This window comes from Roseicella sp. DB1501, assembly GCF_013112485.1.
GTDB lineage: Bacteria > Pseudomonadota > Alphaproteobacteria > Acetobacterales > Acetobacteraceae > Paracraurococcus.
This window is the reverse complement of record NZ_JABFHG010000001.1, coordinates 1-25988: the sequence shown is the minus strand read 5'-3', so window position 1 is coordinate 25988 and position 25988 is coordinate 1. Positions and strand designations below refer to the sequence as shown.

The 25988-nt window shown below is 71.6% G+C and carries 22 protein-coding genes and 1 rRNA gene; 15 read left to right on the top strand and 8 right to left on the bottom strand.

Annotated elements, in window-relative coordinates; translation table 11 throughout:
- The first annotated feature begins 1 nt into the window (after nt 1).
- The 9 genes from HJG45_RS00115 to HJG45_RS00075 are packed head-to-tail and all read left to right on the top strand — an operon-like array spanning nt 2 to nt 11758.
- A complete protein-coding gene (locus HJG45_RS00115) occupies nt 2-895 on the top strand; it encodes a branched-chain amino acid ABC transporter permease (protein ID WP_171610058.1) in 894 nt (297 codons plus the stop codon).
- Nucleotides 895-1962, top strand: coding sequence for a branched-chain amino acid ABC transporter permease (locus HJG45_RS00110; RefSeq protein ID WP_171610057.1), 1068 nt, complete (start codon nt 895-897; stop codon nt 1960-1962). The genes HJG45_RS00115 and HJG45_RS00110 overlap by 1 nt, the downstream gene beginning before the upstream one ends.
- Nucleotides 1963-1984: 22 nt before the next feature.
- Nucleotides 1985-3277, top strand: a complete 1293-nt coding sequence (locus HJG45_RS00105; protein WP_217362776.1) for an ABC transporter substrate-binding protein — start codon at nt 1985-1987, stop codon at nt 3275-3277.
- A gap of 4 nt (nt 3278-3281) precedes the next feature.
- Nucleotides 3282-4112: an ABC transporter ATP-binding protein gene (locus tag HJG45_RS00100; protein WP_171610056.1), complete on the top strand. Its 831-nt coding sequence runs from the start codon at nt 3282-3284 to the stop codon at nt 4110-4112.
- A complete protein-coding gene (locus HJG45_RS00095) occupies nt 4103-5344 on the top strand; it encodes an AMP-binding protein (protein ID WP_171610055.1) in 1242 nt (413 codons plus the stop codon). Before HJG45_RS00100 ends, HJG45_RS00095 begins: the two co-directional genes overlap by 10 nt.
- Nucleotides 5344-6969 carry an acyl-CoA synthetase gene (locus tag HJG45_RS00090; protein ID WP_171610054.1) on the top strand — a complete coding sequence of 542 codons (1626 nt, stop codon included), beginning with the start codon at nt 5344-5346 and terminating at the stop codon, nt 6967-6969. The genes HJG45_RS00095 and HJG45_RS00090 overlap by 1 nt, the downstream gene beginning before the upstream one ends.
- Entirely contained in the window at nt 6969-8144 is a 1176-nt protein-coding gene (locus HJG45_RS00085; RefSeq protein ID WP_171610053.1) for an isovaleryl-CoA dehydrogenase, read from the top strand. The genes HJG45_RS00090 and HJG45_RS00085 overlap by 1 nt, the downstream gene beginning before the upstream one ends.
- Before the next feature lie 31 nt (nt 8145-8175).
- Nucleotides 8176-9783, top strand: coding sequence for a carboxyl transferase domain-containing protein (locus HJG45_RS00080; protein ID WP_171610052.1), 1608 nt, complete (start codon nt 8176-8178; stop codon nt 9781-9783).
- 4 nt (nt 9784-9787) lie between these two features.
- Nucleotides 9788-11758 (top strand): biotin carboxylase N-terminal domain-containing protein, encoded by a 1971-nt coding sequence (locus HJG45_RS00075; RefSeq protein ID WP_171610051.1) that lies wholly within the window; start codon nt 9788-9790, stop codon nt 11756-11758.
- A 21-nt stretch (nt 11759-11779) separates the two neighbouring features.
- Here HJG45_RS00075 and HJG45_RS00070 read toward each other — a convergent pair whose 3' ends face one another.
- The 6 genes from HJG45_RS00070 to HJG45_RS00045 all read right to left on the bottom strand — a co-directional run bounded on the left by HJG45_RS00070 (nt 11780) and on the right by HJG45_RS00045 (nt 19171).
- Complete coding sequence (locus tag HJG45_RS00070; protein ID WP_171610050.1) at nt 11780-12337, bottom strand: DUF2585 family protein; 558 nt, start codon at nt 12335-12337, stop codon at nt 11780-11782.
- A 55-nt stretch (nt 12338-12392) separates the two neighbouring features.
- Nucleotides 12393-12845, bottom strand: a complete 453-nt coding sequence (locus tag HJG45_RS00065; RefSeq protein WP_171610049.1) for a hypothetical protein — start codon at nt 12843-12845, stop codon at nt 12393-12395.
- A 133-nt stretch (nt 12846-12978) separates the two neighbouring features.
- Entirely contained in the window at nt 12979-13359 is a 381-nt protein-coding gene (locus HJG45_RS00060) for a DUF805 domain-containing protein (protein WP_171610048.1), read from the bottom strand.
- A 49-nt stretch (nt 13360-13408) separates the two neighbouring features.
- Entirely contained in the window at nt 13409-16648 is a 3240-nt protein-coding gene (locus tag HJG45_RS00055; RefSeq protein WP_171610047.1) for an error-prone DNA polymerase, read from the bottom strand.
- 22 nt (nt 16649-16670) lie between these two features.
- Nucleotides 16671-18236, bottom strand: a complete 1566-nt coding sequence (locus tag HJG45_RS00050) for a DNA polymerase Y family protein (protein ID WP_171610046.1) — start codon at nt 18234-18236, stop codon at nt 16671-16673.
- Nucleotides 18237-18286: 50 nt separating this feature from the next.
- Complete coding sequence (locus HJG45_RS00045) at nt 18287-19171, bottom strand: ImuA family protein (RefSeq protein ID WP_171610045.1); 885 nt, start codon at nt 19169-19171, stop codon at nt 18287-18289.
- A 222-nt stretch (nt 19172-19393) separates the two neighbouring features.
- On the opposite strand from HJG45_RS00045, the gene HJG45_RS00040 reads away from it, so the two are divergent.
- Together HJG45_RS00040 and cysE are read left to right on the top strand one after the other, a co-directional pair.
- On the top strand, nt 19394-20437 hold the full coding sequence (locus tag HJG45_RS00040; RefSeq protein ID WP_171610044.1) for a cysteine synthase A: 1044 nt from the start codon (nt 19394-19396) through the stop codon (nt 20435-20437).
- Between the two features lie 11 nt (nt 20438-20448).
- Nucleotides 20449-21162 (top strand): serine O-acetyltransferase, encoded by a 714-nt coding sequence (cysE, locus tag HJG45_RS00035; protein WP_171610043.1) that lies wholly within the window; start codon nt 20449-20451, stop codon nt 21160-21162.
- Nucleotides 21163-21220: 58 nt separating this feature from the next.
- On the opposite strand, the gene yghU is transcribed toward cysE, so the two are convergent.
- The gene (gene yghU / locus HJG45_RS00030) at nt 21221-22096 is read right to left on the bottom strand and encodes a glutathione-dependent disulfide-bond oxidoreductase (protein WP_171610042.1); all 876 of its coding nucleotides are present in this window, start codon (nt 22094-22096) and stop codon (nt 21221-21223) included.
- A gap of 277 nt (nt 22097-22373) precedes the next feature.
- Between yghU and HJG45_RS00025 the strand changes: the two genes are divergently transcribed.
- A complete protein-coding gene (locus HJG45_RS00025) occupies nt 22374-22805 on the top strand; it encodes an OsmC family protein (RefSeq protein ID WP_174890340.1) in 432 nt (143 codons plus the stop codon).
- A gap of 201 nt (nt 22806-23006) precedes the next feature.
- Here the strand turns inward: HJG45_RS00025 and HJG45_RS00020 are convergent, their stop codons facing one another.
- Complete coding sequence (locus tag HJG45_RS00020; RefSeq protein WP_171610041.1) at nt 23007-23225, bottom strand: DUF1127 domain-containing protein; 219 nt, start codon at nt 23223-23225, stop codon at nt 23007-23009.
- A gap of 137 nt (nt 23226-23362) precedes the next feature.
- Between HJG45_RS00020 and HJG45_RS00015 the strand changes: the two genes are divergently transcribed.
- From HJG45_RS00015 to HJG45_RS00005, 3 genes are all read left to right on the top strand, one after another.
- Nucleotides 23363-24241, top strand: coding sequence for a LysR substrate-binding domain-containing protein (locus HJG45_RS00015; protein WP_171610040.1), 879 nt, complete (start codon nt 23363-23365; stop codon nt 24239-24241).
- 83 nt (nt 24242-24324) lie between these two features.
- Nucleotides 24325-25290: a tripartite tricarboxylate transporter substrate binding protein gene (locus HJG45_RS00010; RefSeq protein WP_174890339.1), complete on the top strand. Its 966-nt coding sequence runs from the start codon at nt 24325-24327 to the stop codon at nt 25288-25290.
- 574 nt (nt 25291-25864) lie between these two features.
- A 16S ribosomal RNA gene (locus HJG45_RS00005) occupies nt 25865-25988 on the top strand; the annotation flags it as partial.

Below are 25988 nucleotides of genomic sequence, written 5' to 3'. Positions count from 1 at the left end.
AATGGACTGGTCGCTGCTGCTGCAGCTCACGCTCAACGGGCTGATCGTCGGTGCGCTCTATGGCGTGGTGGCGATGAGCTTCGTGCTGATCTACAAGGCCTCCCAGGTGGTGAATTTCGCGCAGGGCGAGTTCCTGCTGGTCGGCGCCTGGGTCTGCTGGTGGCTGCTGACGGAATGGCAGCTGCCCTTCTGGGCCGGCTTCCTGGTGACGCTGGCCTTCATGACGCTCTTCGGCATGATCCTGCAGGTGGTGGTGCTGCGGCCACTGATCGGCGAGCCAGTGATCAGCGTCATCATGGCGACGATCGGCCTCGGCATCTTCTTCCAGGCGCTGATGAAGTGGATCTTCGGCGTCTTCGCCAAGCCCTTCCCGCCGATCTTCCCGGTGGAGCGCGTGACCGTGCTCGGGCTCGAGGTCCAGTCGGTCTACCTGCTCTCCCTCTGCATCTCGGTCCTGATCATGCTCGCCTTCGCCTGGTTCTTCACCGCCTCGAAGCACGGGCTGGCGATGCGGGCGACGGCCTTCGACCAGCAGGTGGCGCAGTCGCTCGGCGTCTCCGTGCCGAAGGTCTTCGCCATGTCCTGGGCGATCTCGGCCGTGGTCTCGGCGGTGGCCGGCGTCGTCGTCGGCGTGGTGAACGGCGTCTCTTCGGCGCTTTCCTTCTACGGCATCAAGGTTTTCCCGGCGGTGATCCTGGGCGGGCTCGACAGCGTCGTCGGCGCCGTGCTCGGCGGGCTGATCGTCGGGGTGCTGGAGAACTGGGCGCAGTATCTCGATGCCAACTGGCTGAACTGGGGCAACATGGTCGGCGTCGCGCCCTTCTATGCGCTGATCCTGATCCTGCTGATCAAGCCCTACGGGCTGTTCGGCACCAAGAACATCGAGCGCGTCTGATGGCCGACCTCGCGCCGGCGGGCGACTACCGCAGCAGCTACCGGGAAGACATGACGATCTTCCCGACGCGGAACAGCCGCATCGCGCTCTGGATCGGCATCCTGCTGGTCGCCTGCGCGCCGCTCGCGCTCGGCCGCTACGAGCTCGGCCTGCTGATCAATATCGGCTTCATGGGGATCGCTGCGCTCGGCCTGAACATCCTGGTCGGCTTCACCGGGCAGATCTCCATCGGCCATGCCGCCTTCTTCGGCTTCGGTGCCTTCACCAGCGCCTGGCTGCACGAGACCTGGCACATCCCGGTCGCGCTCTGCATCCCGCTGGCGGGCGTGGCGACGGCGCTGGTGGGGCTGCTCTTCGGCACGCCAGCGGCGCGGCTGAAGGGGCTCTACCTGGCGATCGCCACCCTGGCGGCGCAGTTCATCCTCGAGGATTTCTTCGCCCGGGCGCAATGGTTCACCGGCGGCGTCGCGGGGCGGATCACCGAGCCCTTCGAGCTCTTCGGCTGGCGGGCGGACCGGGAGGAGAGCTACCTCTACGTGGTGCTCTTCGCCGTCGTCGTCATGTATGCCGGCGCGGCGAACCTGATGCGGACGCGGGACGGGCGGGCGCTGGTCGCGGTGCGCGACCATTACCTGAGCGCCGAGGTGATGGGCATCAACCTCGCCTATTACCGCACGCTCTCCTTCGGCATCGCCTCCTTCTATGCCGGCATCGGCGGGGCGCTCTACGCGCATTACCTGCTCTTCGTCAGCGTCGAGGCCTTCACCATCCTCTTCTCGATCCAGTTCCTCGGCATGGTCATCATCGGCGGCCTCGGCTCCATCATGGGCAGCCTGATGGGCGCCGCCTTCATGGTGCTGCTGCCCGAGCTGGTGCAGGCGGGCGCCGATGCGCTGGCCGGCGGCGCGGTGGACCGCGCGCTCAACCTCGGCAACTCCATCTCCTTCCTGCGGGAGATGGCGATCGGCGCGGCCATCATCCTGTTCCTGATCTTCGAGCCCGACGGGCTCGCGCATCGCTGGAAACAGGTGAAGGCCTATTGGAAGCTCTACCCCTATTCGCACTGACCGACACGGGAGGAAGAACGACATGGCGATGCGCAGGCACATGCTGGGATGGACGGCGGCCGCGGCGCTGGCCCTGCCGGGAGCGGCGGGCGCGCAGCCGATCCCGCTCGGCCATCTGATGGACCTCTCCGGCGGCACCAGCGATGTCGGCACGCCCTATTCGCAGGGCGTCAACGACACCTTCGCCTGGGTGAACAAGACCCGCGGCGGGGTCGCCGGCCGGCCGGTGAACGTCATGGCGACCGATTACGGCTACCAGGCGCCGCGCGCCGTCAGCCAGTACCAGGCCTGGAGCCGCGACCGGGTGGTGGGCATCATGGGCTGGGGCACCGCCGATACCGAGGCGCTGGTGCGCTTCGTCACCCGCGACAAGGTGCCCTATGTCTCCGGCTCCTATTCCGCCGCGCTGACCGATGCCGGCGGCAAGTCGGGCCGCCAGGGGGTGGAGGCCGCGCCCTTCAACTTCTTCTACGGCCCCTCCTATTCGGACGGGCTGCGGGCCATGCTGCAATGGGCGGCGGAGGACTGGAAGGCGAAGGGCCGTCCGGGCAAGCCGAAATACGTCCATATGGGCGCCAACCACCCCTATCCGAACTCGCCGAAGGCGGCGGGCGAGGCGCTGGCGCAGGAACTCGGCTTCGAGGTGCTGCCGCCCGTCACCTTCGCCCTGACGCCCGGCGACTACACGGCGCAATGCCTCACCCTGAAGAACCAGGGCGCCAATTACGCCTATCTCGGCAACACCGCCGGCTCCAACATCTCGGTGCTGCGCGCCTGCCAGACGGCGGGCGTCGATGTGCAATTCCTCGGCAATGTCTGGGGGATGGACGAGAACGCCATGAAGGCGGCCGGCGCGGCGGCGAACGGCGTCGTCTTCCCGGTGCGCACCGCCGCGGTCTGGGGCCAGCAGGCGCCGGGCATGGCGCAGGTGCAGGCGATCAGCAAGATGTCGGACGCGGCCGGCACCGCCTATCGGCCGGTGCACTACCTCGCCGGCATCTGCAGCGCCATGCTGATGGTCGAGGCGATGGAGACGGCGGCGGCGAATGGCGGCCAGGTAACCGGCGAGCGCATCCGGGACGGCTTCTATGCCCGCAAGGACTGGGTGCCGAAGGGCTTCGAGGGCGTCTGCTCGCCCTCCAATTTCACGCCCACCGATCACCGTGGGCAACTCGAGATCGCGCTCTACCGCTCGCGCGTCGCCGGCGACACCAGCAATGGCAGCGTGCAGGATCTGGTGGGCAAGGGCACGATCAAGCTCGAGAAGGTCACCACCGTCAGCCTGCCGCGCAAGCCGGAATGGCTGGGCTGGTAGCGGGATGAGCGCGGCCGGGGCCCCGGGCGTGGCGGCGCCGGCCGCGGCGCCGCTGCTCGAGGTGAACAACATCGAGGTGGTCTACAACGACGTCATCCTGGTGCTGCGCGGCCTCTCCCTGGCGGTACCGCAGGGAAGGATCACGGCCCTGCTCGGCGCCAACGGGGCGGGGAAGTCGACCACGCTCAAGGCGATCTCCGGCCTGCTGCGGACGGAGGAGGGCGAGGTCACGCGCGGCGAGATCCGCTTCGCGGGCGAGAGGATCGACGGCATCGAGCCGCATCGGATCGTCCGCAAGGGCATCTTCCAGGTGATGGAGGGGCGGCGCATCGTCGCCGACATGACCTGCCTGGAAAACCTTCGCCTCGGCGCCTTCATCCGTTCGGATGCCGAGGTGAAGCGCGACATCGAGATGGTCTATGGCTATTTCCCGCGGCTGAAGGAACGAACCGGCCTCGCCGGCTATCTCTCGGGCGGCGAGCAGCAGATGCTGGCGATCGGCCGCGCCCTGATGGCCCGGCCGAAGTTGATCCTGATGGACGAGCCCTCCATGGGGCTCAGCCCGTTGCTGGTGAAGGAGGTCTTCGGCATCATCCGGCGCCTGAACGAGGAACTCGGCATCACCATCCTGCTGGTGGAGCAGAATGCCCGCATGGCGCTTTCCGTCGCCTCCTACGGCTATGTCATGGAACAGGGGAAGGTGGTGCTGGACGGCACGGCCGAGGCGCTGGCCAGCAATGAGGATGTGAAGGAGTTCTACCTCGGCGGCCATGGCGCCGAGCGGAAGAGCTTCCGGAACCTCAAGAGCTACAAGCGGAGGAAGCGGTGGCTCTAGGCTTCTACGACGATCTCGAGACGCGCGGCGCCGAGGCGCGGGCGGCGGCGCTGGCGGCGGCGCTGCCGCGGCAGGTGGCGCAGGCCAGGGCCGGGGCACCGCATTACCGCGCGCTGCTCGCCGATATCGATCCGGCCGCGATCACCTCGCCCGAGGCCCTCGCGGCGCTGCCCGTCACCCGCAAGTCGGATCTCATCCGGCAGCAGGCGGAGCAGCCGCCCTTCGGCGGCGTGGTGGCGAGTGATCTCGGCGCGCTCGCCCGGATCTTCGTCTCGCCCGGCCCGATCGTCGAGCCGGAAGCGGCGGTGCCGGATTACTGGCGCTATGCCCGCGCCCTCTTCGCCACCGGCCTGCGCCGGGGCGAGCTGCTGCACAACTGCTTCGCCTATCACTTCACCCCGGCGGGCAGCATGCTCGAAGGCGGTGCGCGGGCGCTGGGCTGCCCGGTCTTCCCCGCCGGGACGGGCAATACCGAGATGCAGGCGCGCGCCGCCGCGCAGCTTCGCCCGCGCTGCTACGGCGGCACGCCGGATTTCCTCAAGACCATCCTGGAGAAGGGGGAGGAGCTCGGCCTCGACCTGTCCTCGCTGCGGCTCGGTCATGTCACCGGCGGCGCCTACCTGCCCTCGCTGCGCGACTGGTACGCCGCGCGCGGCCTCACGGTGCGGCAGAGCTACGGCACCGCCGATCTCGGCCTCGTCGCCTATGAGAGCGAGGCGCGGGAGGGGCTGATCCTGGACGAGGGCGTGCTGGTCGAGATCCTGCGCCCCGGCACCGGCGACCCGTTGCCGGACGGGGAGGTGGGCGAGGTTGTGGTGACCACGCTGAACCCGCACCATCCGCTGCTGCGCTTCGCCACCGGCGACCTCTCGGCCATCCTGCCCGGCGCCTCGCCCTGCGGCCGCACCAATCGCCGCATCCGCGGCTGGATGGGTCGCGCCGACCAGGCGGCGAAGGTGCGCGGCCTGTTCGTCCGCCCGGAACAGGTCGCCGAGCTGCTGCGCGCCGTGCCCGGGGTGAAGCGGGCGCGGCTCGTTGTCTCGCTCGAGGGTGAGCGCGATGCGATGCTTCTGCGGGCCGAGGCGGCGGCGCCCGATCCGACGCTCGCCGAGCGGCTCGGCCAGGCGCTGCAGGCGGCGACCAAGCTGCGCGGCGCGGTGGAGCTGGTGCCGCCGGGCAGCCTGCCGAATGACGGCAAGGTCATCGACGACACAAGGCCGGTGCCCGGCTGATGCCGCAACCGCCCCGCAGCTACGAGGCCCTCCGCGCCGGCTTCCGCTGGCGGATACGGGAGCGCTACAATATCGGCGTCGATTGCTGCGATCGCTGGGCCGATGGCAGCGGCCGGACGGCGCTGCTGCACCTGCATGCCGATGGCAAGCTCGATCGGCTCAGCTTCGACATGCTGAAGGCGGAGAGCAACCGGCTGGCCAATGTGCTGCAAGGGCACGGCATCCGGCCCGGCGACCGTATCGGCGTGCTGCTGCCGCAGGTGCCGGAAGCGGCGATCACGCATCTCGCCATCTACAAGCTCGGCGGCATCGCCGTGCCGCTCTTCCAGCTCTTCCAGGAACAGGCGCTGGAATTCCGGCTGGCGGATAGCGGCACCGCGGCGCTGGTGACGGATGCGATCGGACTGGAGAAGCTCGCCGGCCTCCGCGACAGGCTGCCGGCGCTGCGCCTGGTGCTGAGCGCCGACGGGCCGGGGCAGGGGGCGCTCGGCCTGCGTGGCGAGATGGACCGCGCCGCCGATGCCTTCGCGCCCGCCGACACCACCGCCGACGACCCGGCGCTGATCGTCTACACCTCCGGCACCACCGGGGCGCCGAAGGGGGCGTTGCATGCGCATCGCGTGCTGCTCGGGCACCTGCCGGGCGTCGAGATGCCGCAGGACCTCTTCCCACAGCCAGGCGACCTGTTCTGGACGCCGGCCGACTGGGCCTGGGTGGGCGGGCTGCTCGACGTGCTGCTGCCGAGCCTGCATCACGGCGTGCCGGTGCTGGCGCATCGGATGGCGAAATTCGATCCGGAATTCGCCTTCCGCCTGATGGCGCAGCACCGGGTGCGCAACGCCTTCCTGCCGCCGACGGCGCTGAAGATGATGCGCGGCGTGCCGCGCGCGGCGCAGTACGGGGCGCATCCGCGCAGCATCGGCAGCGGCGGCGAGACGCTTGGCGCCGAGCTGCTGGACTGGGGCCGCGGCGCCTTCGGCGTCACCATCAACGAGTTCTACGGCCAGACCGAGTGCAACCTCGTCGTCTCCTCCTGTGGCGCCATCATGCCGCCGCGGCCCGGCTGGATGGGGCGCGCCGTGCCGGGCCATGCGGTGGCGGTGGTGGATGAGGCAGGCAGGCCGCTGCCGCCAGGCATGGGCGGCACCATCGCCGTGCGCCGGCCCGATCCGGTGATGTTCCTCGGCTACTGGAACAACCCGGCGGCGACGGCGGCGAAATTCGCCGGCGATTGGTTGCTGACCGGCGATCAGGGGATCATGGACGGCGAGGGCTGGTTCCGCTTCGTCGGCCGCGACGACGACGTCATCACCTCGGCCGGCTACCGCATCGGCCCCGGCGAGATCGAGGATTGCCTGCTGCGCCATCCGGCGGTCGCCATGGCGGCCGTGATCGGCCTGCCCGATCCGCTGCGCACCGAGGCGGTGACGGCGGTGGTCGTGCCGGCTGCGGGCGTCACCGCGAATGATGCGCTGGCCCGCGCGTTGCAGGAGCATGTGAAAACCCGCCTTGCCGCGCACAGCTATCCGCGGCAGGTGATCTTTCAGGAGGCGCTGCCGTTGACCGCCACCGGCAAGGTGATGCGGGGCGCGCTGCGCCGGCGCATGACGCAGGGAACCGAGTGATGCCCGGCAATGTCACCATCCCGAGCCTCGATTTCGGCCTGGGCGAGGAGATCGACATGCTGCGCGACAGCGTGCGGGACTTCGCCGCCGCCCGCGTCGCGCCCATTGCGGCCGAAATCGACCGCACCGACGAATTCCCCCGCCATCTCTGGCCGGAGATGGGCGCGCTCGGCCTGCACGGCATCACCGTCGAGGAGGAGTGGGGCGGCGCCAATATGGGCTACCTCGCCCATTGCGTGGCGATGGAGGAGATTAGCCGGGCCAGCGCCTCGGTCGGCCTCTCCTACGGCGCGCATTCCAATCTCTGCGTCAACCAGATCCGCCGCAACGGCACCGAGGCGCAGAAGCGGCGCTACCTGCCGAAGCTGATCAGCGGCGAGCATCTCGGCGCCCTCGCCATGAGCGAGCCGGGCGCGGGCTCGGACGTGGTCTCGATGAAGCTGCGGGCCGAACGGCGCGGCGACCGCTACCTGCTGAACGGCACCAAGCTCTGGATCACCAACGCGCATTACGCCGAGACGCTGGTGGTCTATGCCAAGACCGAGCCGGAGGCCGGGCCGCGCGGCATCACCGCCTTCCTGATCGAGAAGGGTTTCAAGGGCTTCCGCCCGGCGCAGAAGCTGGACAAGCTCGGCATGCGCGGCAGCCCCACCTCCGAGCTCGTCTTCGAGGATTGCGAGGTGCCGGCGGAGAACGTCCTCGGCCGGGTGAACGAGGGCGTGCGGGTGCTGATGTCCGGCCTCGACTACGAGCGGTCGGTGCTGGCCGCCGGCCCGCTTGGCATCATGCAGGCGGCGCTCGATGTCGTCGTCCCCTATATCCATGAGCGGAAGCAGTTCGGCCAGCCGATCGGCGAGTTCCAGCTCATCCAGGGCAAGGTGGCCGACATGTACACGGCGCTGAATGCCTGCCGCGCCTATGTCTATGCCGTGGCGCGGGCCTGCGACCGCGGCCAGACCACGCGCAAGGACGCCGCCGGCGCCATCCTCTATGCCGCGGAGGCGGCGACGCGGATCGCGCTCGACGCCATCCAGATCCTCGGCGGCATGGGCTACATCAACGAGACGCCGACGGGGCGACTGCTGCGCGACGCCAAGCTCTACGAGATCGGCGCCGGCACCAGCGAGATCCGCCGCATGCTGATCGGCCGCGAGCTGTTCCGCGAGACGGCATGAGGGGGCGGGGCGTGACCAGGACAGCCGAAGCATGAGCATCCTGCAATCCGGCATCGACACGCGCGGCGCCGAATACAAGGCTAATGCCGCGCATATGCGCGGGCTGCTCGCCGAGCTCGCCGAGCGCAGCGCCGCGGCGGCGCAGGGCGGTCCCGAGGCGTCGCGCCAGCGCCACCTCTCGCGCGGCAAGCTGCTGCCCCGGGAGCGGGTGGAGCGGCTGCTCGATCCCGGCGCGCCCTTCCTCGAACTCTCGCCCCTCGCGGCGCATGGCATGTATGGCGGCGAGGTGCCGGCGGCCGGCCTCATCACCGGCATCGGCCGCGTCTCCGGGCGGGAATGCGTCATCCTCGCCAACGACGCGACGGTGAAGGGCGGCAGCTACTATCCTATCACCGTCAAGAAGCATCTCAGGGCGCAGGAGGTGGCGCAGCAGAGCCGGCTGCCCTGCCTCTACCTGGTCGATAGCGGCGGCGCCAACCTGCCGAACCAGGACGAGATCTTCCCGGACCGCGAGCATTTCGGCCGCATCTTCTACAACCAGGCCAATATGTCCTCGCTCGGCATCCCGCAGGTCGCCGTGGTGATGGGCAGCTGCACCGCCGGCGGCGCCTATGTCCCGGCCATGTGCGACGAGGCGATCATCGTCCGCGAGCAGGGCACCATCTTCCTCGCCGGCCCGCCGCTGGTGAAGGCGGCGACGGGCGAGGTGGTCTCGGCCGAGGATCTCGGCGGCGCCGACGTGCACACCCGCCTCTCCGGCGTCGCCGACCATTTCGCCGCGGACGACATGCACGCGCTCGGCCTCGCCCGGCGCATCGTCGCGCATCTCGCCCCCACGCGCCCCGGCGGTGCCGACCTCGCCGCGCCGGTGCCGCCGCGCCACGATCCGGCCGAGCTGCACGGCATCATCCCGCAGGATGTCCGCCAGCCCTATGACGTGCGCGAGGTGATCGCCCGCATCGTCGACGGCTCCGAGCTCGACGAGTTCAAGGCGCGCTACGGCACGACGCTGGTCTGCGGCTTCGCCCGCATCTGGGGCAGGCCGGTCGGCATCCTCGCCAATAACGGCATCCTGTTCAGCGAATCGGCGCTGAAAGGGGCGCATTTCGTCGAGCTCTGCAGCCAGCGCAACATCCCGCTGCTCTTCCTGCAGAACATCGCCGGCTTCATGGTGGGCCGGAAATACGAGACCGGCGGCATCGCCAAGGACGGCGCCAAGCTGGTCACCGCCGTTGCCACCACCAGCGTGCCCAAATTCACCGTCATCATCGGCGGCAGCTTCGGCGCCGGCAATTACGGCATGTGCGGCCGGGCCTATTCGCCGCGCCTGCTCTTCACCTGGCCGAACAGCCGCATCTCGGTCATGGGCGGCGAGCAGGCGGCGAGCGTCCTCGCCACCATCCGCCGCGACAACCTCGAAGCCGCCGGCCGCGACTGGCCGGCCGCGGAGGAGGAGGCCTTCAAGGCACCGATCCGGGCGCAGTACGAGGCGCAGGGCTCGCCCTATTACGCCACCGCCCGGCTCTGGGACGACGGCATCATCGATCCGGCGATGACGCGGGACGTGCTGGGCCTCGGCCTCGCCGCCGCGGCGAACGCACCGATCCCACCGACGCGTTTCGGCGTCTTCCGGATGTAGCCGCATGTTCCGCACTCTGCTCATCGCCAATCGTGGCGAGATCGCCTGCCGCGTCATCCGCACCGCCCGCCGCATGGGGATCCGCAGCGTCGCCGTCTTCTCCGAGGCGGATGCCGGCGCGCAGCATGTGGCGCTGGCGGACGAGGCGCATCCGATCGGCCCGGCCCGGGCCTCGGAGAGCTATCTCCGCATCGACCGCATCCTCGCCGCCGCGCAAGCGAGCGGCGCCGGGGCGATCCATCCCGGCTATGGCTTCCTCTCGGAGAATGCCGGTTTCGCCGAGGCCTGCGCCGGGGCCGGCATCGCCTTCGTCGGGCCGCCGCCCGGGGCCATCCGCGCCATGGGCAGCAAGGCCGAGAGCAAGCGGCTGATGGAGGCGGCGGGCGTGCCCATCGTCCCCGGCTATCACGGCGAGGAGCAGGCGGAGGCGCATCTCGCGCATCAGGCGGCCCGCATCGGCTTCCCGGTGCTGATCAAGGCGAGTGCCGGCGGCGGCGGCAAGGGCATGCGGCCAGTGCTGCGGGCCGAGGAGTTCGCCGCCGCGCTGGCCGGTGCGCGGCGCGAGGCCAAGGCGGCCTTCGGCGACGACCGCATCCTGCTCGAGCGCTACCTGCAGCGGCCGCGGCATGTCGAGGTGCAGGTCTTCGCCGACCGCCACGGCAACACCCTCCATCTGCATACCCGCGACTGCTCGGTGCAGCGGCGGCATCAGAAGGTGCTGGAGGAGGCGCCGGCCCCCGACCTCTCGCCGGCGCTGCGCGAGCGGCTGCACGCCGCCGCCATCACCGCGGCGCGCGCCGTCGGCTACGTCTCGGCCGGCACGGTGGAGTTCATCGTCGAGGGCGAGGATGCCTTCTTCATGGAGATGAACACCCGCCTGCAGGTGGAGCATCCGGTGACGGAGATGGTCACCGGCCTCGATCTGGTGGAATGGCAGCTCCGCATCGCGGCCGGCGAATCCCTGCCGCTGCCCGAGGCGCCGGCGCCGCATGGCCACAGCGTCGAGGTGCGGCTCTATGCCGAGGACCCGGCCGCCGATTTCCGCCCCTCCACCGGCCCGCTGCGGCGCTTCGCGCTGCCCGATCCGGCGCCCGACCTGCGCATCGAGAGCGGCGTGCGGCAGGGCGATGCGATCACCCCCTTCTACGACCCGATGATCGCCAAGCTGGTCGCCTGGGGGGAGGACCGCGAGGCGGCGCTGGCACGGCTCGGCACCGCGCTCGGCGCCTGCCGCATCGCGGGCATCACCAGCAATCTCGGCTTCCTGCAGCGACTGGTGGCGCATCCGGCGATGCGGGCGGCGGAGCTCGATACCGGCTTCGCCGGGCGCTTCGCGGCCGACCTGCAGCCGCCGCGGCGCCCGGCGCCGGTGCTCGCCCTGGCGGCGGCGGCGCTGGAGGCGGTGCTGCCCGCCGCCGGGACGGTCGCCGATCCCTGCACCGATCCCTGGGACCGCCGGGATGGCTGGCGGCTGCAGGGGCGCGGCTCGCAGCTCCTGCTGCTGGCGGATGGCGAGGCGCAGCACCGCCTGCGCCTGTCGCACGCGGCGGCCGGCTGGCGGATGGCGGTGGAGGGGACGGAGGTCACGCTCGCCGGCCAGCGCCAGGATGGCGCGCTGCATCTCGTCCTGGATGGCGTCGTCCACCGCATCCCCGTGCTGCGCGATGGCGAGGCGATCCAGGTGACGCTGCCGGAAGGCGGCTGGACCCTGCGGCTGCTCGACCCCTATGCGCCGCCGGGCGGCGAGGTGGCCGGGCAGGGGCGCCTCGCCGCACCCATCCCGGGCCGCGTCGTGCAGGTGCTGGTGACGGAGGGCGAGAGCGTCTCCCGCGGCCAGGTGCTGGCGGTGCTGGAGGCGATGAAGACCGAGCTGCGCATCACCGCGCCCGCCGATGGCGTGGTCGCGCATATCGGCTGCGCCGCCGGCGACACGGTGGAGGAGGGGACGGAGATCGTCACCCTGGCGGAGGGATGACGGTGGCCGGGGCGGGAGGCGTCAGCCGCCCGCCTGCCAGTCCCGCACCGCCTGGATCGGGTAAAGCAGCATCAGCACGTTGAGCGTCAGGTTGTCGCGGATCGCGGCCAGGGCCAGCAATTCCAGCCCGATGCCGAGCAGCACGGACAGCCAGACCGGCAGCCGCGCCGCCAGCCAGAAGCCGAGCAGCATGGCCAGCATGTCGCAGACGGAGTTGAGGATGCTGTCGCCGTCATAGTCGAGCGCGATGGTGGCGGCGCGGTAGCGCTCGATCACCCAGCTGCTGTTCTCCACCACCTCCCAGGCCACCTCGACGGCGAGGGCGATCAGCGCGCGGACCCGCACCGGCTGGCGCGGCAACGCGAAGGCCAGGGCGGCGTGGAAGAGCAGCCCGTGGACGATATGCGAGGGCGTGTACCAGTCGGCGATCTGCTGCGAATTCTCCGGGCTGTTCACCGCGCCCTGCCAGAGCCGGATCACCCCGCAGCGGCACCAGGGCTCGCGGCCCATGGCGTATTCCACGGCGGCGCCGCCGAGGATCAGCAGCAGGCCGGGAAGCAGCCAGGTCAGGGCGCGCATGCGCCATTCTGCGACGGCCGCCGCGATCGGGCCAATGGCGGCGAGGAGGGCTGGGTCAGCGCGGCGCCGGCCGCAGGGGATGGCGCAGCAGCAGCCCGGCCTGGGCGAAGGCGATGCCGAGCGCGATGGCGGCGGCGAGCGCCGCCTGGGTGGCATCGGGCGGCATGTGGCGGAGCAGCAGGGCGAGCGCCTCGCGCCGGGCGCCGCGCTGGACCAGGGCGCAATAGAGCAGCAGGACCGCCTCGGGGGAGGCCACCTGCGGGCAGAGTGGGCAGCCCACCGGCAGCGCGCCGTGCACCGCGCGCATCAGGGCATCGAGCGGCCGCAGGGCGGTCTCGGCCCCTTCGGTGATGAAGGGCAGGCGCGCCGCCGGCAGCGGCGGCTGGCCGTGCCGCGCGGCGGTGCTCCAGAGGCGGGCGCCGTCGAGGAGCAGGCGTTCCGGCGGCGGCAGGGCCTCCGCCAGGGTACCGGCCCAGGGCCAGGCGGGAGGGCCAGGCGGGCAGTCCATGGGTTGCCATCGGGGCTTTCCTCCACGCCAGCGCGTCGCGTTCGTCACCTCCGCAATATCGCAACTGCGACTTACTCGCAAATAAGCCTGCGTGAGTCCCCCCTTCTGGCCAGGGCAGGCAGGATGGGGCGGGTCAGGACGGCGCGGGGGCGAGCCGCGCCGGCGGGGCGCCGAAGCGGTTGGCGCCGGCATCGCCCGGCCGGCAGAACCAGATGATGAGCATGATGATGCCGATGACCGGGATGAAGGAGATCAGCAGCCACCAGCCGCTGCGGTCGGTGTCGTGCAGGCGGCGCACCCCGACGGCGATGCCCGGCAGCAGCACCGCGAGCGAGTAGAGGCCGTTGATCAGGCCGAGGCTGTCGCGGCCGAACAGGGCGGCATCGATCAGGCTGGTCGCGCCCTGCATGAGCAGGTTGAAGAGGAAGAACCACCAGTATTCCGGCCGGGCCGAGCGGCCGTCGAATTGCGCGTAGCGCCGGAAGCAGGTGGCGACGGCCTCCTGGAACCCCATCGGCTTCGTCTCCCCCTGTGTCGGCGGCAGGCTACCAACCCTGCGGCGCTCAGTGGAAGTCCCGGCTCGGCGGCAGGCGCAGCCGGGGGACGTCGCGCAGGTCCGGCCGCTCCACCTCGTCGGCGCGGGCGAGGGCGCGGCGCCATGGGGCGTGCGATGGGGCGTGCTCAGGACCATCGACCGCCGCGAGGCCGGCGAGGAGCGCCGAGCGGTCGATCAGCCGGCGCACGATCAGGTGGATGATCGGCACCTCCGCCTCGTGCCGCTCCACCCGCCCCTCGGCGACGACGAGGCGCGCGGCGACGACCGCGGCGCGGTAGCGCCGGGCGAGGTCGGGATAGAGGACGAGATTGGCGACCCCCCATTCATCCTCGACGGTGAAGAAGACGACGCCCTTGGCACTGCCCGGGCGCTGCCGCACCAGGACGAGGCCGGGCAGGCGGATCCAGGCGCCGCGCCGCGCCGCGCCGAGCAGGCGCGTATCGGCCAGCCGCTCCGCTGCCAGCCGCGGCCGCAGCAGGGCGAGCGGATGGTGCCGCAGGGAGAGGGCGGTCGCGGCATAGTCCAGCACCGTCTCCTCCCCGGCTGTGGCGGCGGGCAGGCGCGGCGGAGGCTCGAAAAGCTCGCCTTGCAGCGGCGGCGGAGCGGCCGCCTCCACCGCCGTCGCCTCCCACAGCGCGGCGCGGCGGTCGAGGCCGAGGGCGCGGAAGGCATCCGCCTCCGCCAGCCGCTCCACCGTGCCGCGGTCGAGTTCAGCCTCGCGGATCAGCCGGGCCAGCGCCCGCGCCGGCGGCACGGCCTGCCCTGCGAGCGCCTCCCGCGCCGCGACCAGCCGCCGGGCCGCCGCCTCGCCGAGGCCCTGCACCAGCCGCAGGCCGAGGCGCAGCGCCAGCCCGCCGGCGCTTCCGGGATCGGGCTCGAGCGTGCAGTCCCAGTCGCTGTGCAGCGCATCGATGGGGCGGATCTGCACCGCATGCTCGCGCGCGTCGCGGATGATCTGGGCCGGCGCGTAGAAGCCCATGGGCTGGCTGTTGAGCAGGGCGCAGGCGAAGGCCGCGGGATGGTGCCGCTTGATCCAGGCCGAGACATAGACGAGCTGGGCGAAGGCGGCGGCATGGGATTCCGGAAAGCCGTAGCTGCCGAAGCCCTCGATCTGCCGGAAGCAGCGCTCGGCGAAGTCCGGCGGGTAGCCCTTCGCCGCCATGCCCTCGATGAAGCGGGTGCGGAAGGGCGCCAGCTCGCCATCCTGCCGGAAGCTGGCCATGGCGCGGCGCAGCCTGTCGGCCTCCTCGGGCAAGAAGCCGGCGGCGATGATGGCGATCTGCATCGCCTGCTCCTGGAAGAGCGGCACGCCGAGTGTCTTCTTCAGGACCGGGATCAGCGCCGGCGAGGGATACTGCACCTCCTCCGGTGCCTCCCGCCGCCGCAGATAGGGATGCACCATGTCGCCCTGGATCGGGCCGGGGCGGACGATCGCCACCTCGATCACCAGGTCGTAGAAGGTCTTCGGCCGCAGCCGCGGCAGCATGTTCATCTGCGCCCGGCTCTCTACCTGGAAGACGCCGAGGCTGTCGCCGCGGCAGAGCATCTCGTAGGTTTTCTCGTCGTCCTGCGGCACGCCCTGCAGCGTCAGCACCCTTCCGCCATGCCGCGCGATCAGGGTGAAGGCGCGGCGCAGGCAGGAGAGCATGCCAAGGCCGAGCACATCGACCTTGAGGATGCCGAGCGCCTCGATGTCGTCCTTGTCCCATTCGATGATGTGGCGGTCCTGCATCGCCGCCCGGGTGACGATGGCGAGCTCGGTCAACCTGTGCCGCGCGATGACGAAGCCGCCGACATGCGTCGCCAGGTGGCGCGGGAAGCCGATCAGCTCCTCGGTCAGCGCGCAGGCCAGGCGCAGCCGCGGATCGCCGGCGGGGTCGAGCCCCTGCGCGGCGGCGATCCCGGCGATGGAATCACCGCCCGCGCCCCAGACGGCCTTCGCCAGCCGCCCCGTCACATCCTCCGACAGGCCCATGGCCTTGCCGACCTCGCGGATGGCGCTGCGGTCGCGGTAGCGGATGACGGTGGCGGCGATGGCGGCGCGGTCGCGGCCATAGCGCTCGTAGAGGTGCTGGATCACCTCCTCGCGCCGCTCATGCTCGAAATCCACGTCGATATCGGGCGGCTCGTCGCGCGAGGCGCTGATGAAGCGCTCGAAGAGGAGGTCGTGCTTGTCGGGCGAGACGGAGGTGATGCCGAGCACGTAGCACACCGCCGAATTCGCCGCCGAGCCGCGACCCTGGCAGAGGATGCCGCGCCCCACCGCGAAGCCGACGATCTCGTGCACAGTGAGGAAATAGGGCGCGTAGCCCTTCCGCGCGATCAGGCCGAGCTCGTGGCGGAGCTGCGCCGCGACCTTCTCCGGCACGCCCGCCGGCCATTTCGCCGCGCTGGCCAGGGCGACCCGCCGCTCCAGCGTCTGCTGCGGGGTCAGGCCGGGATCGAGGATCTCGTCCGGATAGTCGTAGGCGAGGTCGCGCAGGGAGAAGCGGCAGGTGGCAAGCACGCGCAGCGTCGCCGCCACCGCCGCCTCGTGCCCGGCGAAGAGGCGCCGCATCTCGGCCGCCGGCTTCAGATGCGCCTCGGCATTGCGCTCGGCGGCATAGCCCAGCGCCTCCACCGTGGTGCCGAGCCGGATGGCGGTCAGCACATCGGCGAGGCGCCGGCGCTCCGGCCGGTGGTAGCGCGTGCCGCCGGCGGCGAGCAATGCCACGCCGGCGGCGCCCGCCATGCCGGCCAGCCGGTCCAGCCGCTTGCGGTCGTCGCCGCGGAAGCGATGCGTGGCGGCGCAGAAGAGCGGCAGGGCGAGGCGGCGCAGCGCCGCGGCATCCTGGGCGAGGCGCGCGGCGAAGGCCGCGTCAGGCGCCTCGGGCGGCACCAGCGCCAGCACCATTCCCTCGGCGGCGTCGAGCAGCGCCTCGCGCGGGATGGAACAGCTGCCCTTCGGGTCCCGCATGCGGCCGGCGGAGAGCAGCGCGGCGAGCCGGCCATAGGCGGCGCGGTCGGCCGGCCAGGCGAGATAGTCCTGGCCATCCGCCAGGACGATGCGGGCGCCGGGGAGGAAGCGGATCTCCGCCTGCTCCGCCGCCACCGTCCCGCGCACCAGCCCGGCGAAGCTGTTGCGGTCGGCGATGCCGATGCCGGCATGGCCCAGCGCCTTGGCCTGCGCCACCAGCTCCTGCGGATGCGAGGCGCCCTCGAGGAAGGTGAAATTCGACAGCGCCGCGAGCTCGGCGAAGCCGCTCATCGCCGCGCCAGGACCGTCACAGCTACTCGAAGCGTCCGTGCAGCCACCATGTCATCGCCTCCCCCGGCGCGGCGAGGCCGGCGCGGCAGACCCAGAGCCGCGCGCCCGAGGCCAGCTCCACCCGGTAGTAGTCGCGGCAGGCCCTGTCCGGCCGGTCCCGCCACCATTCCGGGGCGAGGCGCTCCGGCCCCTCGGTCCGCGTCACCCGCCAGGCGGTGCGGCCGAGGCGCAGCAGGGAGGGCGGCGCATCCGGCAGCAGCGCGACGGCCGAGAGCGGCAGCGGCCGGCGCAGCAGCCGCACCGGCCGCGGGGCGCTGCCGGGCCAGCCAGGCGGGACCTGCACCGCCTCGAAGGGGCCGGCCCGCCAGATGGCGCGCTCCGGCCAGTGGCTGGGGCGCGGCGCGGCGCGCCAGAGCGTGACCCGCTGCGAGAGGCGGTCGAGCAGCTCCGCCAAGGCTTGGCCGGAGGGCGGCGCGGCGCCGCCGGCAGACCGGGCCGCGGGCAGGGCGAGCTGCGGCGCGGCGAGCGGCGCGGCGGCATGCGCCTCGAGCGCCAGCCGCTCGAAGCCGAAGCCGGGCTCCAGCCGCTCCAGCCGCTCGCGGAAGAGGCGCGCGAGATGGCGGGGGTCCCGCGAGGGCAGGCCGGTGCCGACCGCGAGCGCCTGCACCGCGCCATCGACGCGGAAGGCCTGCAGCAGGAAGCGGCGGGCGCCCTGGCCGGCCTCCGCCAATTGTCGGCAGAGCCCGTCCAGCAGCAGTGCCAGGGTGGCGTCGATCGCCTCGCGCGTCACCAGCGGCTCCAGGAGGTCGCGCGCCGCCAGGAAGGCCGGCGGCGGCCGCAGCGGTTGCAGCGGCGCCGGCCGCGCCCCGGTCGCGGCATCCAGCCGGGCGGCCAACTCCGGGCCGAAGCGCCGGGCGAGCGGGGCGCGGGGCTGGCGCAGCAGGTCGCCAAGGCAGCGCAGGCCGAGCCGGTGCAGCATGGCGATGCTGGCGAAGGGCAGCCGCAGCGCCTGCAGCGGCAGGGGGGCGAGGGCCTCCGCCTCCGCGCCCGGTGGCACGATGCGCTCCACCCCGCTACGGGCCAGCCCCGCCGCCGCCGCCGGCGTGCCGGCGATGGCGATGCGGGCGGTGAGGCCGAGGCGGGCGAAGCGCGCGGCGAGATGGCGGTGCAGCGCCGCCTCGCCGCCATGCAGATGCGCGAGACCGGTAATGTCGAGCAGCAGCCCGTCCGGCGGGTCGAGCGCCGGCCGCGGCGTGAGGCAGAGCGCCCAATGGCCGAGGCGGCGCAGCCAGACGGCATCCGCCTCCGGCGCATGCGGGTGCAGCGCCAGCCCGGGCAGGATGGCCTCGGCATCCGCCAGGGCTTGGCCGATGGCGAGGCCGGCCGCGGCGGCCTCTGGGCTGACCGCAACCAGCAGGCGCCGGTTGCCCTCGCTCGTCCAGATGGCGGCGGCGCCGGTGAGGCGCCGGCGCTCGATCGGCAGCAGCGGCAGGTGCAGCGCGGCGATGCGAAGGGACGCGGCGCCCGGCGCTGCGGGCCGCGCCGGCGGCGAGGCGGAAGGGCAGGGGAGAGGCCCGGCCGCTGCCACGGGGGCCTGTCCCCTTTCGCCGAGGCCCGGCGGCGTGCAGACGCGACGCCTCATCTCGCCCGGCGCCGCGCGCGCTGCGGCCTGGCCGCAGAGCCGGCCGCCGCGATGTCGAGATCGGGCCGCTCCGCAATATCGGCTCCGAACCCCTCGGCGGCGTCCATGTCCAGCCGCTCCGCGACATCGATATCCAGCCGCTCCGCGGTATCAACATCCAGCCGCTCCGCGGCATCGATATCCAGCCGCTCCGCGGTATCAACATCCAGCCGCTCCGCGGCGGGGCGCCAGGTCACTTCCCAGCTCTGCGGCCTGCCGCCGCGGCAGCGCAGCAGGTCGAGCTGCCAGCGCGGATCGCCGAGGTCATGCGCGCCGCCGGTGCCGGCCAGGGCGCCGACGCGCCAGCGGGTCAGCGCGCTGCCCGCGCCGCCATCCTCCGCAGGACTGTCCCCGGCCGCATCCGGCCGCAGCAGCAGGCCGATGGCGCCCCCCGCCTCGGCCGCGAGCTGCAGCCGCCGCGCCGCCGTCAGGTCCAGCCCCTCGGCCGCCAGCAGCGCGCCGGCGACGCCAGGGCAGCGCAGGCTCTCCTCCATGGCCCAGAGCGCGTCCTGCCGCTGCGGCGCCTGCACCAGCACGAGATCGGCCGGCGAGAGGCCGAAGCGCATGAGGCCGGGCGGCCAGGCATCCGGCTCCGGCGCGATCCACAGCATCGCCCCCTCCCTCTGGCCTCTCGACCGCGCCAGCACCAGGGCGCAGAACCCCGCCGCGGCGCCGGGATCGGCGGCCAGCACCTCATGCACCGCGGCGCGGGCGAGGCCGCCGCCGGGCAGCTGCCGGTCGATCGCCGGGCAGAGCGGCACACCCTCGCCCGGCGGGCCGCTGCTGCGGTCCATCCGGGCGATGCGCGCGCGCAGCGCCGCCAGCAGGGCCGGGCGGTCCATGGCGGGGGTCGCATGAGCCTCCTCGGGGAGGCCGTGACCGGTGGGGGAATCGGCGGGGCGAATCATGGTGTTCGCTTTATGTTCTCTTGGCGAACCGGGAAAGGTCAAGGATTCCCGACAGCAAACCGCATGCAGTTTCATAAGGGCGGGGCAGCGATGCAAGGAAGCCCCTTGAATCCCCGGCCCGGAGGGCCGCAGATCACCGCAACGCGCGGAGGATTCATGGACGCCTCATCCCCCACCCCGAGCCGCCCCCATGTGGTCGACGGCCTCGCCGGCGCGATCGGCGACACCCCCCTGATCCGGCTGCGGCGCGCCAGCGCGGCCACTGGCTGCGAGATCCTCGGCAAGGCGGAGTTCATGCAGCCTGGCGGCAGCGTGAAGGACCGCGCCGGCCTCGGCATCATCGAGGATGCCGAGCGCCGCGGGCAGCTCCTGCCCGGCCAGCCGGGCATCGTCGTGGAGGGCACGGCCGGCAATACCGGCATCGGCCTCACCCTCGTTGCCAATGCCCGCGGCTACCGCTCGATCATCGTCGTGCCGCATACCCAAAGCCGGGAGAAGCTCGACTTCCTGCGCATGATTGGGGCCGATCTGCGGCTGGTCGATCCGAAGCCGCTGCGCGACCCCGGCCATTACGTGAACACCTCCCGCCGCATCGCCGAGGAGCTGGCCGAGAAGGGCGAGCGGGTGATCTGGGCCAACCAGTTCGGCAACCTCGCCAATGCCGCGATCCACGAGGCGACGACCGGCCCGGAGATCTGGGACCAGACCGCCGGCCGGGTGGATGCCTTCATCTGCGCCTGCGGCACCGGCGGCACGCTCGCCGGCGTGGCGCGGGCGCTGAAGGTCCGCAACCCGAAGATCCGCATCGTGCTGGCCGATCCGATGGGCAGCGGCATGTACAGCTGGATCAAGACCGGCGAGGTGAAGGCCGAGGGCAATTCCATCACCGAGGGAATCGGCCAGGCCTCCGCCGTGCCGGGCAATCTCGAGCACGGGCGCGGCAGCATCGACGACGCGCTGCAGGTGACCGACCCGGAGGCGCTGGAGCAGATCTTCGACCTGCAGCAGCATGAGGGGATCTCGGTCGGCGGCTCGGCCGGGATCAATGTCGCGGCGGCGATCAAGCTGGCGCGGCAGATGGGGCCCGGGCACACCATCGTGACCATTCTCTGCGATGGCGGCGCGCGCTACCAGAGCAAGATCTTCAACCCGGATTTCCTGCGCGAGCGCGGCCTGCCCGTGCCGCCCTGGCTCGCCTGAGGAGAAGCGCCTTGGAGATTGTCGAGCTCGCCCGCACGGTGCGGGAGCGGGACCCCGCCAGACCGAGCTGGATCGAGGCGGTCACCTGCTATGCCGGGCTGCAGGCAGTGCTGATGCACCGCTTGGCGCATGCGCTGTACCGCCGCCGCTTCAAGGCTCTGGCCCGCGCCGTCTCCCACACCAACCGCTTCATCACCGGCATCGAGATCCATCCCGGGGCCAAGATCGGCCGGCGGCTCTTCATCGACCACGGCATGGGCGTCGTCATCGGCGAGACGGCGGAGATCGGCGACGACGTGCTGATCTATCACGGCGTCACCCTGGGTGGCCTCAGCCTGGCGAACCGCGCCGGGCCGGGCGGCAAGCGCCATCCGACGATCGGCGACGGCGTCGCCATCGGCGCCGGGGCGCAGGTGCTAGGGCCGATCCGCATCGGCGACGGCGCCCGCATCGGCGCCAATGCGGTGGTGGCGAGCGAGGTGCCGGCGGGCGAGACGGTGATCGGCATCCCGGCGCGGCCGCCGCATGAGCACCGCATCCTCACCGGCCAGCCGGTCGGCCGCGCCGCGCCGCCGAGTCCCGGCTATGGGCTGCTCGACCAGCCCTGCGACCCGGTGGGCGAGGAGATCGCCACGCTGCGGGCCGAGATGGCGGCGCTGCGGGCCGAGCTCGCCACGCTGAAGCGTCAGGCGGCGAACCAGCCCGGCGTGCCGGCGGCGGAGTAGCCGCCGGCCGCGCCCGCCCCATCGCGCCGGGGCGCGATGGGAGTCGCTGCGCCGTGCCTCAACCCTTGGCGGCCAGCTTGTCCTGGGTCTTGGTCTCGAAGTCGCTGGCCTCGTGGCGCTCATGCAGCTGCTCGGCGGGATCGCCCTGGATCCGGTTCACCATGCGGCCGCGCTTCACCGCCGGCCGGGCCCAGACCGTCTCGGCCCAGCGGTTGACGTGCTTGTAATCCTGCACCGAGAGGAACTCCGCGGCGCCGTAGAGCCAGCCCTTCACCAGCCCGCCATACCAAGGGAAGATGGCGATGTCGGCGATGCTGTAGTCGGGGCCGGCGATGTACTCGGATTCGGCGAGCCGCCGGTCGAGCACGTCGAGCTGCCGCTTGGTCTCCATGGCGAAGCGGTCGATCGGGTACTCCATCTTGCTCGGCGCATAGGCGTAGAAATGCCCGAAGCCGCCGCCAAGATAGGGCGCGCTGCCCATCTGCCAGAACAGCCAGGAGAGGCATTCGGCGCGCGCCGCGCCGCCCTTCGGCAGGAAGGCGCCGAACTTCTCCGCCAGATGCAGCAGGATCGCGCCGGATTCGAAGACCCGGATCGGCTCGGGGCCGCTGCGGTCGAGCAGCGCCGGGATCTTCGAGTTGGGATTGACCGCGACGAAGCCGCTGCCGAACTGGTCGCCCTCGCCGATGCGGATCAGCCAGGCATCGTATTCCGCGCCCGTGTGGCCGAGGGCGAGCAGCTCCTCGAGCATCACCGTGACCTTCACGCCGTTCGGCGTGCCGAGGGAGTAGAGCTGCAGCGGGTGCCGGCCGACCGGCAATTCCTTCTCATGCGTCGGCCCGGCGACCGGGCGGTTGATATTGGCGAAGCGGCCGCCATTGGCCTGGTTCCAGGTCCAGACCTTAGGCGGCGTGTAATCGGATGCGCTGCTCATGGATCGTGCTCCTCGCAATCGGCGGGGTCTGCGCTCGGATATGCGCTCGTCAGGGAGGCCGCGACAGGGGCGGGCATGCCGATCCCCCGCAACCGCTCCCCGGTCCCCGCTATCGCTTCGGCAGCATGCGACGGGTCGTGCCCCGCGGTCCCGCGCTCCTGCATCGGGGCCGCCATGAGGGCGACGCAACCACCCTGTCGATGCGTGGTTTCAAGCCTGGCCGCGCGCCACCGGCTGCGCGACGGCGATGTATGTCGATGAATGGAGATAAGGGGCCATGGCCAGCATCAAGCGCAGCGCCACCGCGCAGTGGCAGGGCACAGGCAAGGACGGCAAGGGCGCGCTGACCACCCAGAGCGGCACGCTGCGGGATACACCCTACAGCTTCACGGCCCGCTTCGGCGACGGGCAGGGGACCAATCCGGAGGAGCTCATCGCCGCGGCGCATGCCGGCTGCTTCACCATGGCGCTCGCCTTCAAGCTGCAGGCCGCCGGGCTGACGCCGGAGCGGCTCTCCACCGAGGCGCGGCTGGGCATGGAGCAGGAAGGCGGCGGCTGGAGCATCAAGACCATCGCCCTGGCGCTGAAGGCCAAGGTGCCGGGCGCCTCGCCGGAGCAGTTCCAGTCGCTCGCCGCCGATGCCAAGGCCACCTGCCCGGTGAGCCAGGTGCTGAAGGCGGAGATCTCCCTCGACGCCACGCTGGAATAGCGAGGGGACAGGCCTGCCTGCGGGCGGGTGCTCCCGCAGGCGGATCACGCTCAAAGCGCCTCGCGGAACCGTCGCTGCCCATTGCCCCGACGCGGCTTCGCCGCGGCAAGGCTGTGACGTGCCTCGGGCCCCAGGGCCTCCATGGAGGCCCCGCAAAGCCGCGCCGCGGTTTTGCGGGGAGCTCCCGTCAGGGAGTTCCCGTCAGGGACGCGGGATCAGGTCCCAGGGCAGCCGGTCCGCCTCGCGCAGGGCATCGACCCGGCTGATGCCGATGTCGCGCAGCATGCGGTCGTCCATCTCGGCGAGTTGCCGGCGGGTCTGCAGGGCGCGCCACATGCCGCGCAGGCTGAGGCGCGGCGCCTTCGGCGCGGCGGTGAACTGCGACAGGCCGCCGAGGGGCAGGGTAGTGCGGATCGCCATGACCGGGTTTCCTTTCTCCCACCGAGGATGGGCTCCTCAGGGCAGGAAAGATGTGCGGTGGGGCGAAATAAGAAAAACGAATTGCATTGACGCCATACATCAGCGGGATTGATATCCTGGGCCGAGGAGGTGCCTGCATGCTCGCCCTGCCGCCCGGCCTCGACCCCGATCTGCTGCGCAGCTTCGTGCTGATCGCCGAGGGCGGCAGCTTCACCCGCACCGCCCAGGCCGTCGGCCGCACGCAATCCGCCGTCTCCATGCAGATCCGCCGTCTCGAGGAGATGCTCGGCCAGCCGCTGCTGCTGCGCGGCGCCCGCGGCGTGGAGCCGACCCTGCACGGGCAATGGCTGCTGGAGCGGGCCCGGCGCATCCTGGCGCTCAACGACGAGATCGTGGCGAGCTTCCGCCAGCCCGAGGTGGCCGGCGAGGTCCGGCTCGGCTCGCCGGACGACTATGCCGTGCGCTGGCTGCCGGGCATCCTCGCCCGCTACGCCGCGAGCCATCCGGCGGTGCAGGTCGAGGTGACCTGCGCCCCCTCGCATGAGTTGGTGGAGCGGCTCGGGGTGGGCGAACTCGACCTGACGCTGCTCTCGGAGGGCAACGAGCCGCCGGGCGGGCGGGTGCGCTGGCTCTGGCGCGGGCCGTTGATGTGGGTGGGGACGGAGGAGGTGGCGCGCCGCCGGCCCCTGCCGGTGGCGCTGGCGCGCGGCGGCTGCGCCTGGCGGCGGGCGGCGGTCGAGGCGCTGGAAGGGGCGGGGATGCCCTGGCGCATGGCCTATAGCTCGGCCTCGCTCTCCGGCTCGCTGGCCGTGACCCTGGCCGGGCTGGCGGTGACGGTCGCCATGCCCTCGCCGCTGCCCGAGGGGGTGCGGCGGCTCGGGGTGGAGGAGGGGCTGCCGGAGCTGCCGGATTTCGCCATCGGCCTGCTGCGTGGCCCGGCCAGCCCGGTGGCCGAGGCGCTCGCCCGGCATATCGAGGAGAGTTTCCGCACCGGCGAGGCTCTGGAGGCGGCCTGACCGCTTGAGCCTTAACGATTTTCAATGCATTTGCGGATGATGCTCCATGCGGCCGCCATAAGGCCGAAGCCGAGGAATCGCGCATGCATCGTCGTACCCTGCTGACCGGTCTGGCCGCGGGCCTGGCTGCCCCCTCGGTGCTGCGGGCGCAGGGTTGGCTGGACCGCCCGATCCGGCTCATCGTGCCCTTCCCGCCGGGCGGGTCGACCGACACCATCGCCCGCATCTTCCAGCCGAAGCTGAGCGCGGCGCTCGGCCAGTCGGTAGTGATCGACAATCGCGGCGGCGCCTCGGGCTCCATCGGCGGCATCGAGATGTCGCGGTCGGCGCCCGACGGCTCCACCTGGATGCTCGCCTATGACAACGAGGCGACGAACCAGACCCTGTTGCGGCTGCCCTACAAGGCGCTCGAGTCCTTCGCGCCAGTCAGCCTGGTGGCGGACGGGCCACTCGCCCTGGTTACGCATCAGAGCACGCCCTGGCGCAGCCTGCCGGAGCTGATCGCGGCGGCGAAGGCGGCGCCCGATACCCTTTCCTTCGCCAGCTCGGGGGTTGGCGGCCTGGCGCATGTGGCCACCACGCTGCTGCAGCAGCAGGGCCAGTTCAGCCTGGTGCATGTGCCCTATCGCGGCGGCGGGCCGGCGGTGCAGGACGCGGTGGCCGGGCAGGTGCCGCTTTTCATGTCGAATGTCGTCATCATCAGCCAGCACATCCGCGCCGGGACGCTGCGGCCGCTCGGCGTGACGACGGCCGGCGAGACGCGGCATGTCCCGGGGGTGAAGAGCTTCGCCCAGCAGGGCTTCCCGGGCTTCCAGGCGCCGACCTGGTGGGCCTTCCTGGGCCGGGCGGGAGTGCCGGAGCCGGTGCAGGCGCGGATGCGCGAGGCGCTGGCCGAGGCCCTCGCCGATCCGGAGGTGCGCAGCAAGATCGAGGAGCAGGGGGCCGATGTGCGGGCGACCGGGCCGGAGGAATGCCGGCAGTTCCTCGCCACGGAGATCGAGCGCTGGGGGCGGGTGATCCGCGAGCACAATATCCGGGCTGATAGCTGAGCCGGGCGCGGATTGAACGGCCGCAGAAATCCTCAGCCGGAGGTGTTGACCGGCTTGGGCGGCGGGCGTAGAGACGGCCCACCGCAGCGCGGTTGGGCTTGACGGTTCCTGGCGGCATCGCCAGCTTCCTCGGCCCCGCCGGTGCGGCGGTTCTATCGCCAAGTGCATTTCTCTGGCTGTCTGCTAGGGCAGCATAGGGAAGGGCGTGAGGCAGTCATCCACGTGGCGATGAGCCGACGGGTGATGTGTTCTTTGACATTTGCATCTGGTTTTGGAAGTACGCGTTGAGAGATGTGTATTGCTGCTTGGTGGTCCTAGTTTGGGCTGTCTGGGTGGTATGGTTCTGCTGTGTATTCTGTGACTTGTTCTCTGTGTGATGGGGGATGGGGAGTGGGATGCGCGGGCGGCGCGGCCTGGGTTTTGGCCTGGGTTGGTGTTTGCTGTGGTGGGATTGTGCTGTTTAGTGGTCTTGGCTGGGCTGGTCTTGCGGTGATGCGGATGGGTTAGGGATTGTTTGTGGGTATGGTTGTCCGTGGGGTCGTGCTTGTGGCGCGGTTCTGTGGATGGCTGTGATGAACCTGAGAGTTTGATCCTGGCTCAGAGCGAACGCTGGCGGCATGCTTAACACATGCAAGTCGCGCGGGTGGTTTCGGCCATCAGCGGCGGACGGGTGAGTATCGCGTAGGAATGTATCCTGA

Bases quoted from the DNA above. Each gene is read 5' to 3' on its own strand.
- HJG45_RS00110 (WP_171610057.1), top strand. From the start codon at position 895: ATGGCCGACCTCGCGCCGGCGGGCGACTACCGCAGCAGCTACCGGGAA.
- HJG45_RS00040 (WP_171610044.1), top strand. From the start codon at position 19,394: ATGGACGCCTCATCCCCCACCCCGAGCCGCCCCCATGTGGTCGACGGC.
- HJG45_RS00100 (WP_171610056.1), top strand. From the start codon at position 3,282: ATGAGCGCGGCCGGGGCCCCGGGCGTGGCGGCGCCGGCCGCGGCGCCG.
- HJG45_RS00015 (WP_171610040.1), top strand. From the start codon at position 23,363: ATGCTCGCCCTGCCGCCCGGCCTCGACCCCGATCTGCTGCGCAGCTTC.
- HJG45_RS00060 (WP_171610048.1), bottom strand. From the start codon at position 13,359: ATGGGGTTCCAGGAGGCCGTCGCCACCTGCTTCCGGCGCTACGCGCAA.
- HJG45_RS00105 (WP_217362776.1), top strand. From the start codon at position 1,985: ATGGCGATGCGCAGGCACATGCTGGGATGGACGGCGGCCGCGGCGCTG.
- HJG45_RS00020 (WP_171610041.1), bottom strand. From the start codon at position 23,225: ATGGCGATCCGCACTACCCTGCCCCTCGGCGGCCTGTCGCAGTTCACC.
- HJG45_RS00010 (WP_174890339.1), top strand. From the start codon at position 24,325: ATGCATCGTCGTACCCTGCTGACCGGTCTGGCCGCGGGCCTGGCTGCC.
- HJG45_RS00090 (WP_171610054.1), top strand. From the start codon at position 5,344: ATGCCGCAACCGCCCCGCAGCTACGAGGCCCTCCGCGCCGGCTTCCGC.
- HJG45_RS00075 (WP_171610051.1), top strand. From the start codon at position 9,788: ATGTTCCGCACTCTGCTCATCGCCAATCGTGGCGAGATCGCCTGCCGC.
- HJG45_RS00065 (WP_171610049.1), bottom strand. From the start codon at position 12,845: ATGGACTGCCCGCCTGGCCCTCCCGCCTGGCCCTGGGCCGGTACCCTG.
- HJG45_RS00070 (WP_171610050.1), bottom strand. From the start codon at position 12,337: ATGCGCGCCCTGACCTGGCTGCTTCCCGGCCTGCTGCTGATCCTCGGC.
- HJG45_RS00045 (WP_171610045.1), bottom strand. From the start codon at position 19,171: ATGGACCGCCCGGCCCTGCTGGCGGCGCTGCGCGCGCGCATCGCCCGG.
- HJG45_RS00085 (WP_171610053.1), top strand. From the start codon at position 6,969: ATGCCCGGCAATGTCACCATCCCGAGCCTCGATTTCGGCCTGGGCGAG.
- HJG45_RS00080 (WP_171610052.1), top strand. From the start codon at position 8,176: ATGAGCATCCTGCAATCCGGCATCGACACGCGCGGCGCCGAATACAAG.
- HJG45_RS00055 (WP_171610047.1), bottom strand. From the start codon at position 16,648: ATGAGCGGCTTCGCCGAGCTCGCGGCGCTGTCGAATTTCACCTTCCTC.
- HJG45_RS00115 (WP_171610058.1), top strand. From the start codon at position 2: ATGGACTGGTCGCTGCTGCTGCAGCTCACGCTCAACGGGCTGATCGTC.
- HJG45_RS00025 (WP_174890340.1), top strand. From the start codon at position 22,374: ATGGCCAGCATCAAGCGCAGCGCCACCGCGCAGTGGCAGGGCACAGGC.
- yghU (WP_171610042.1), bottom strand. From the start codon at position 22,096: ATGAGCAGCGCATCCGATTACACGCCGCCTAAGGTCTGGACCTGGAAC.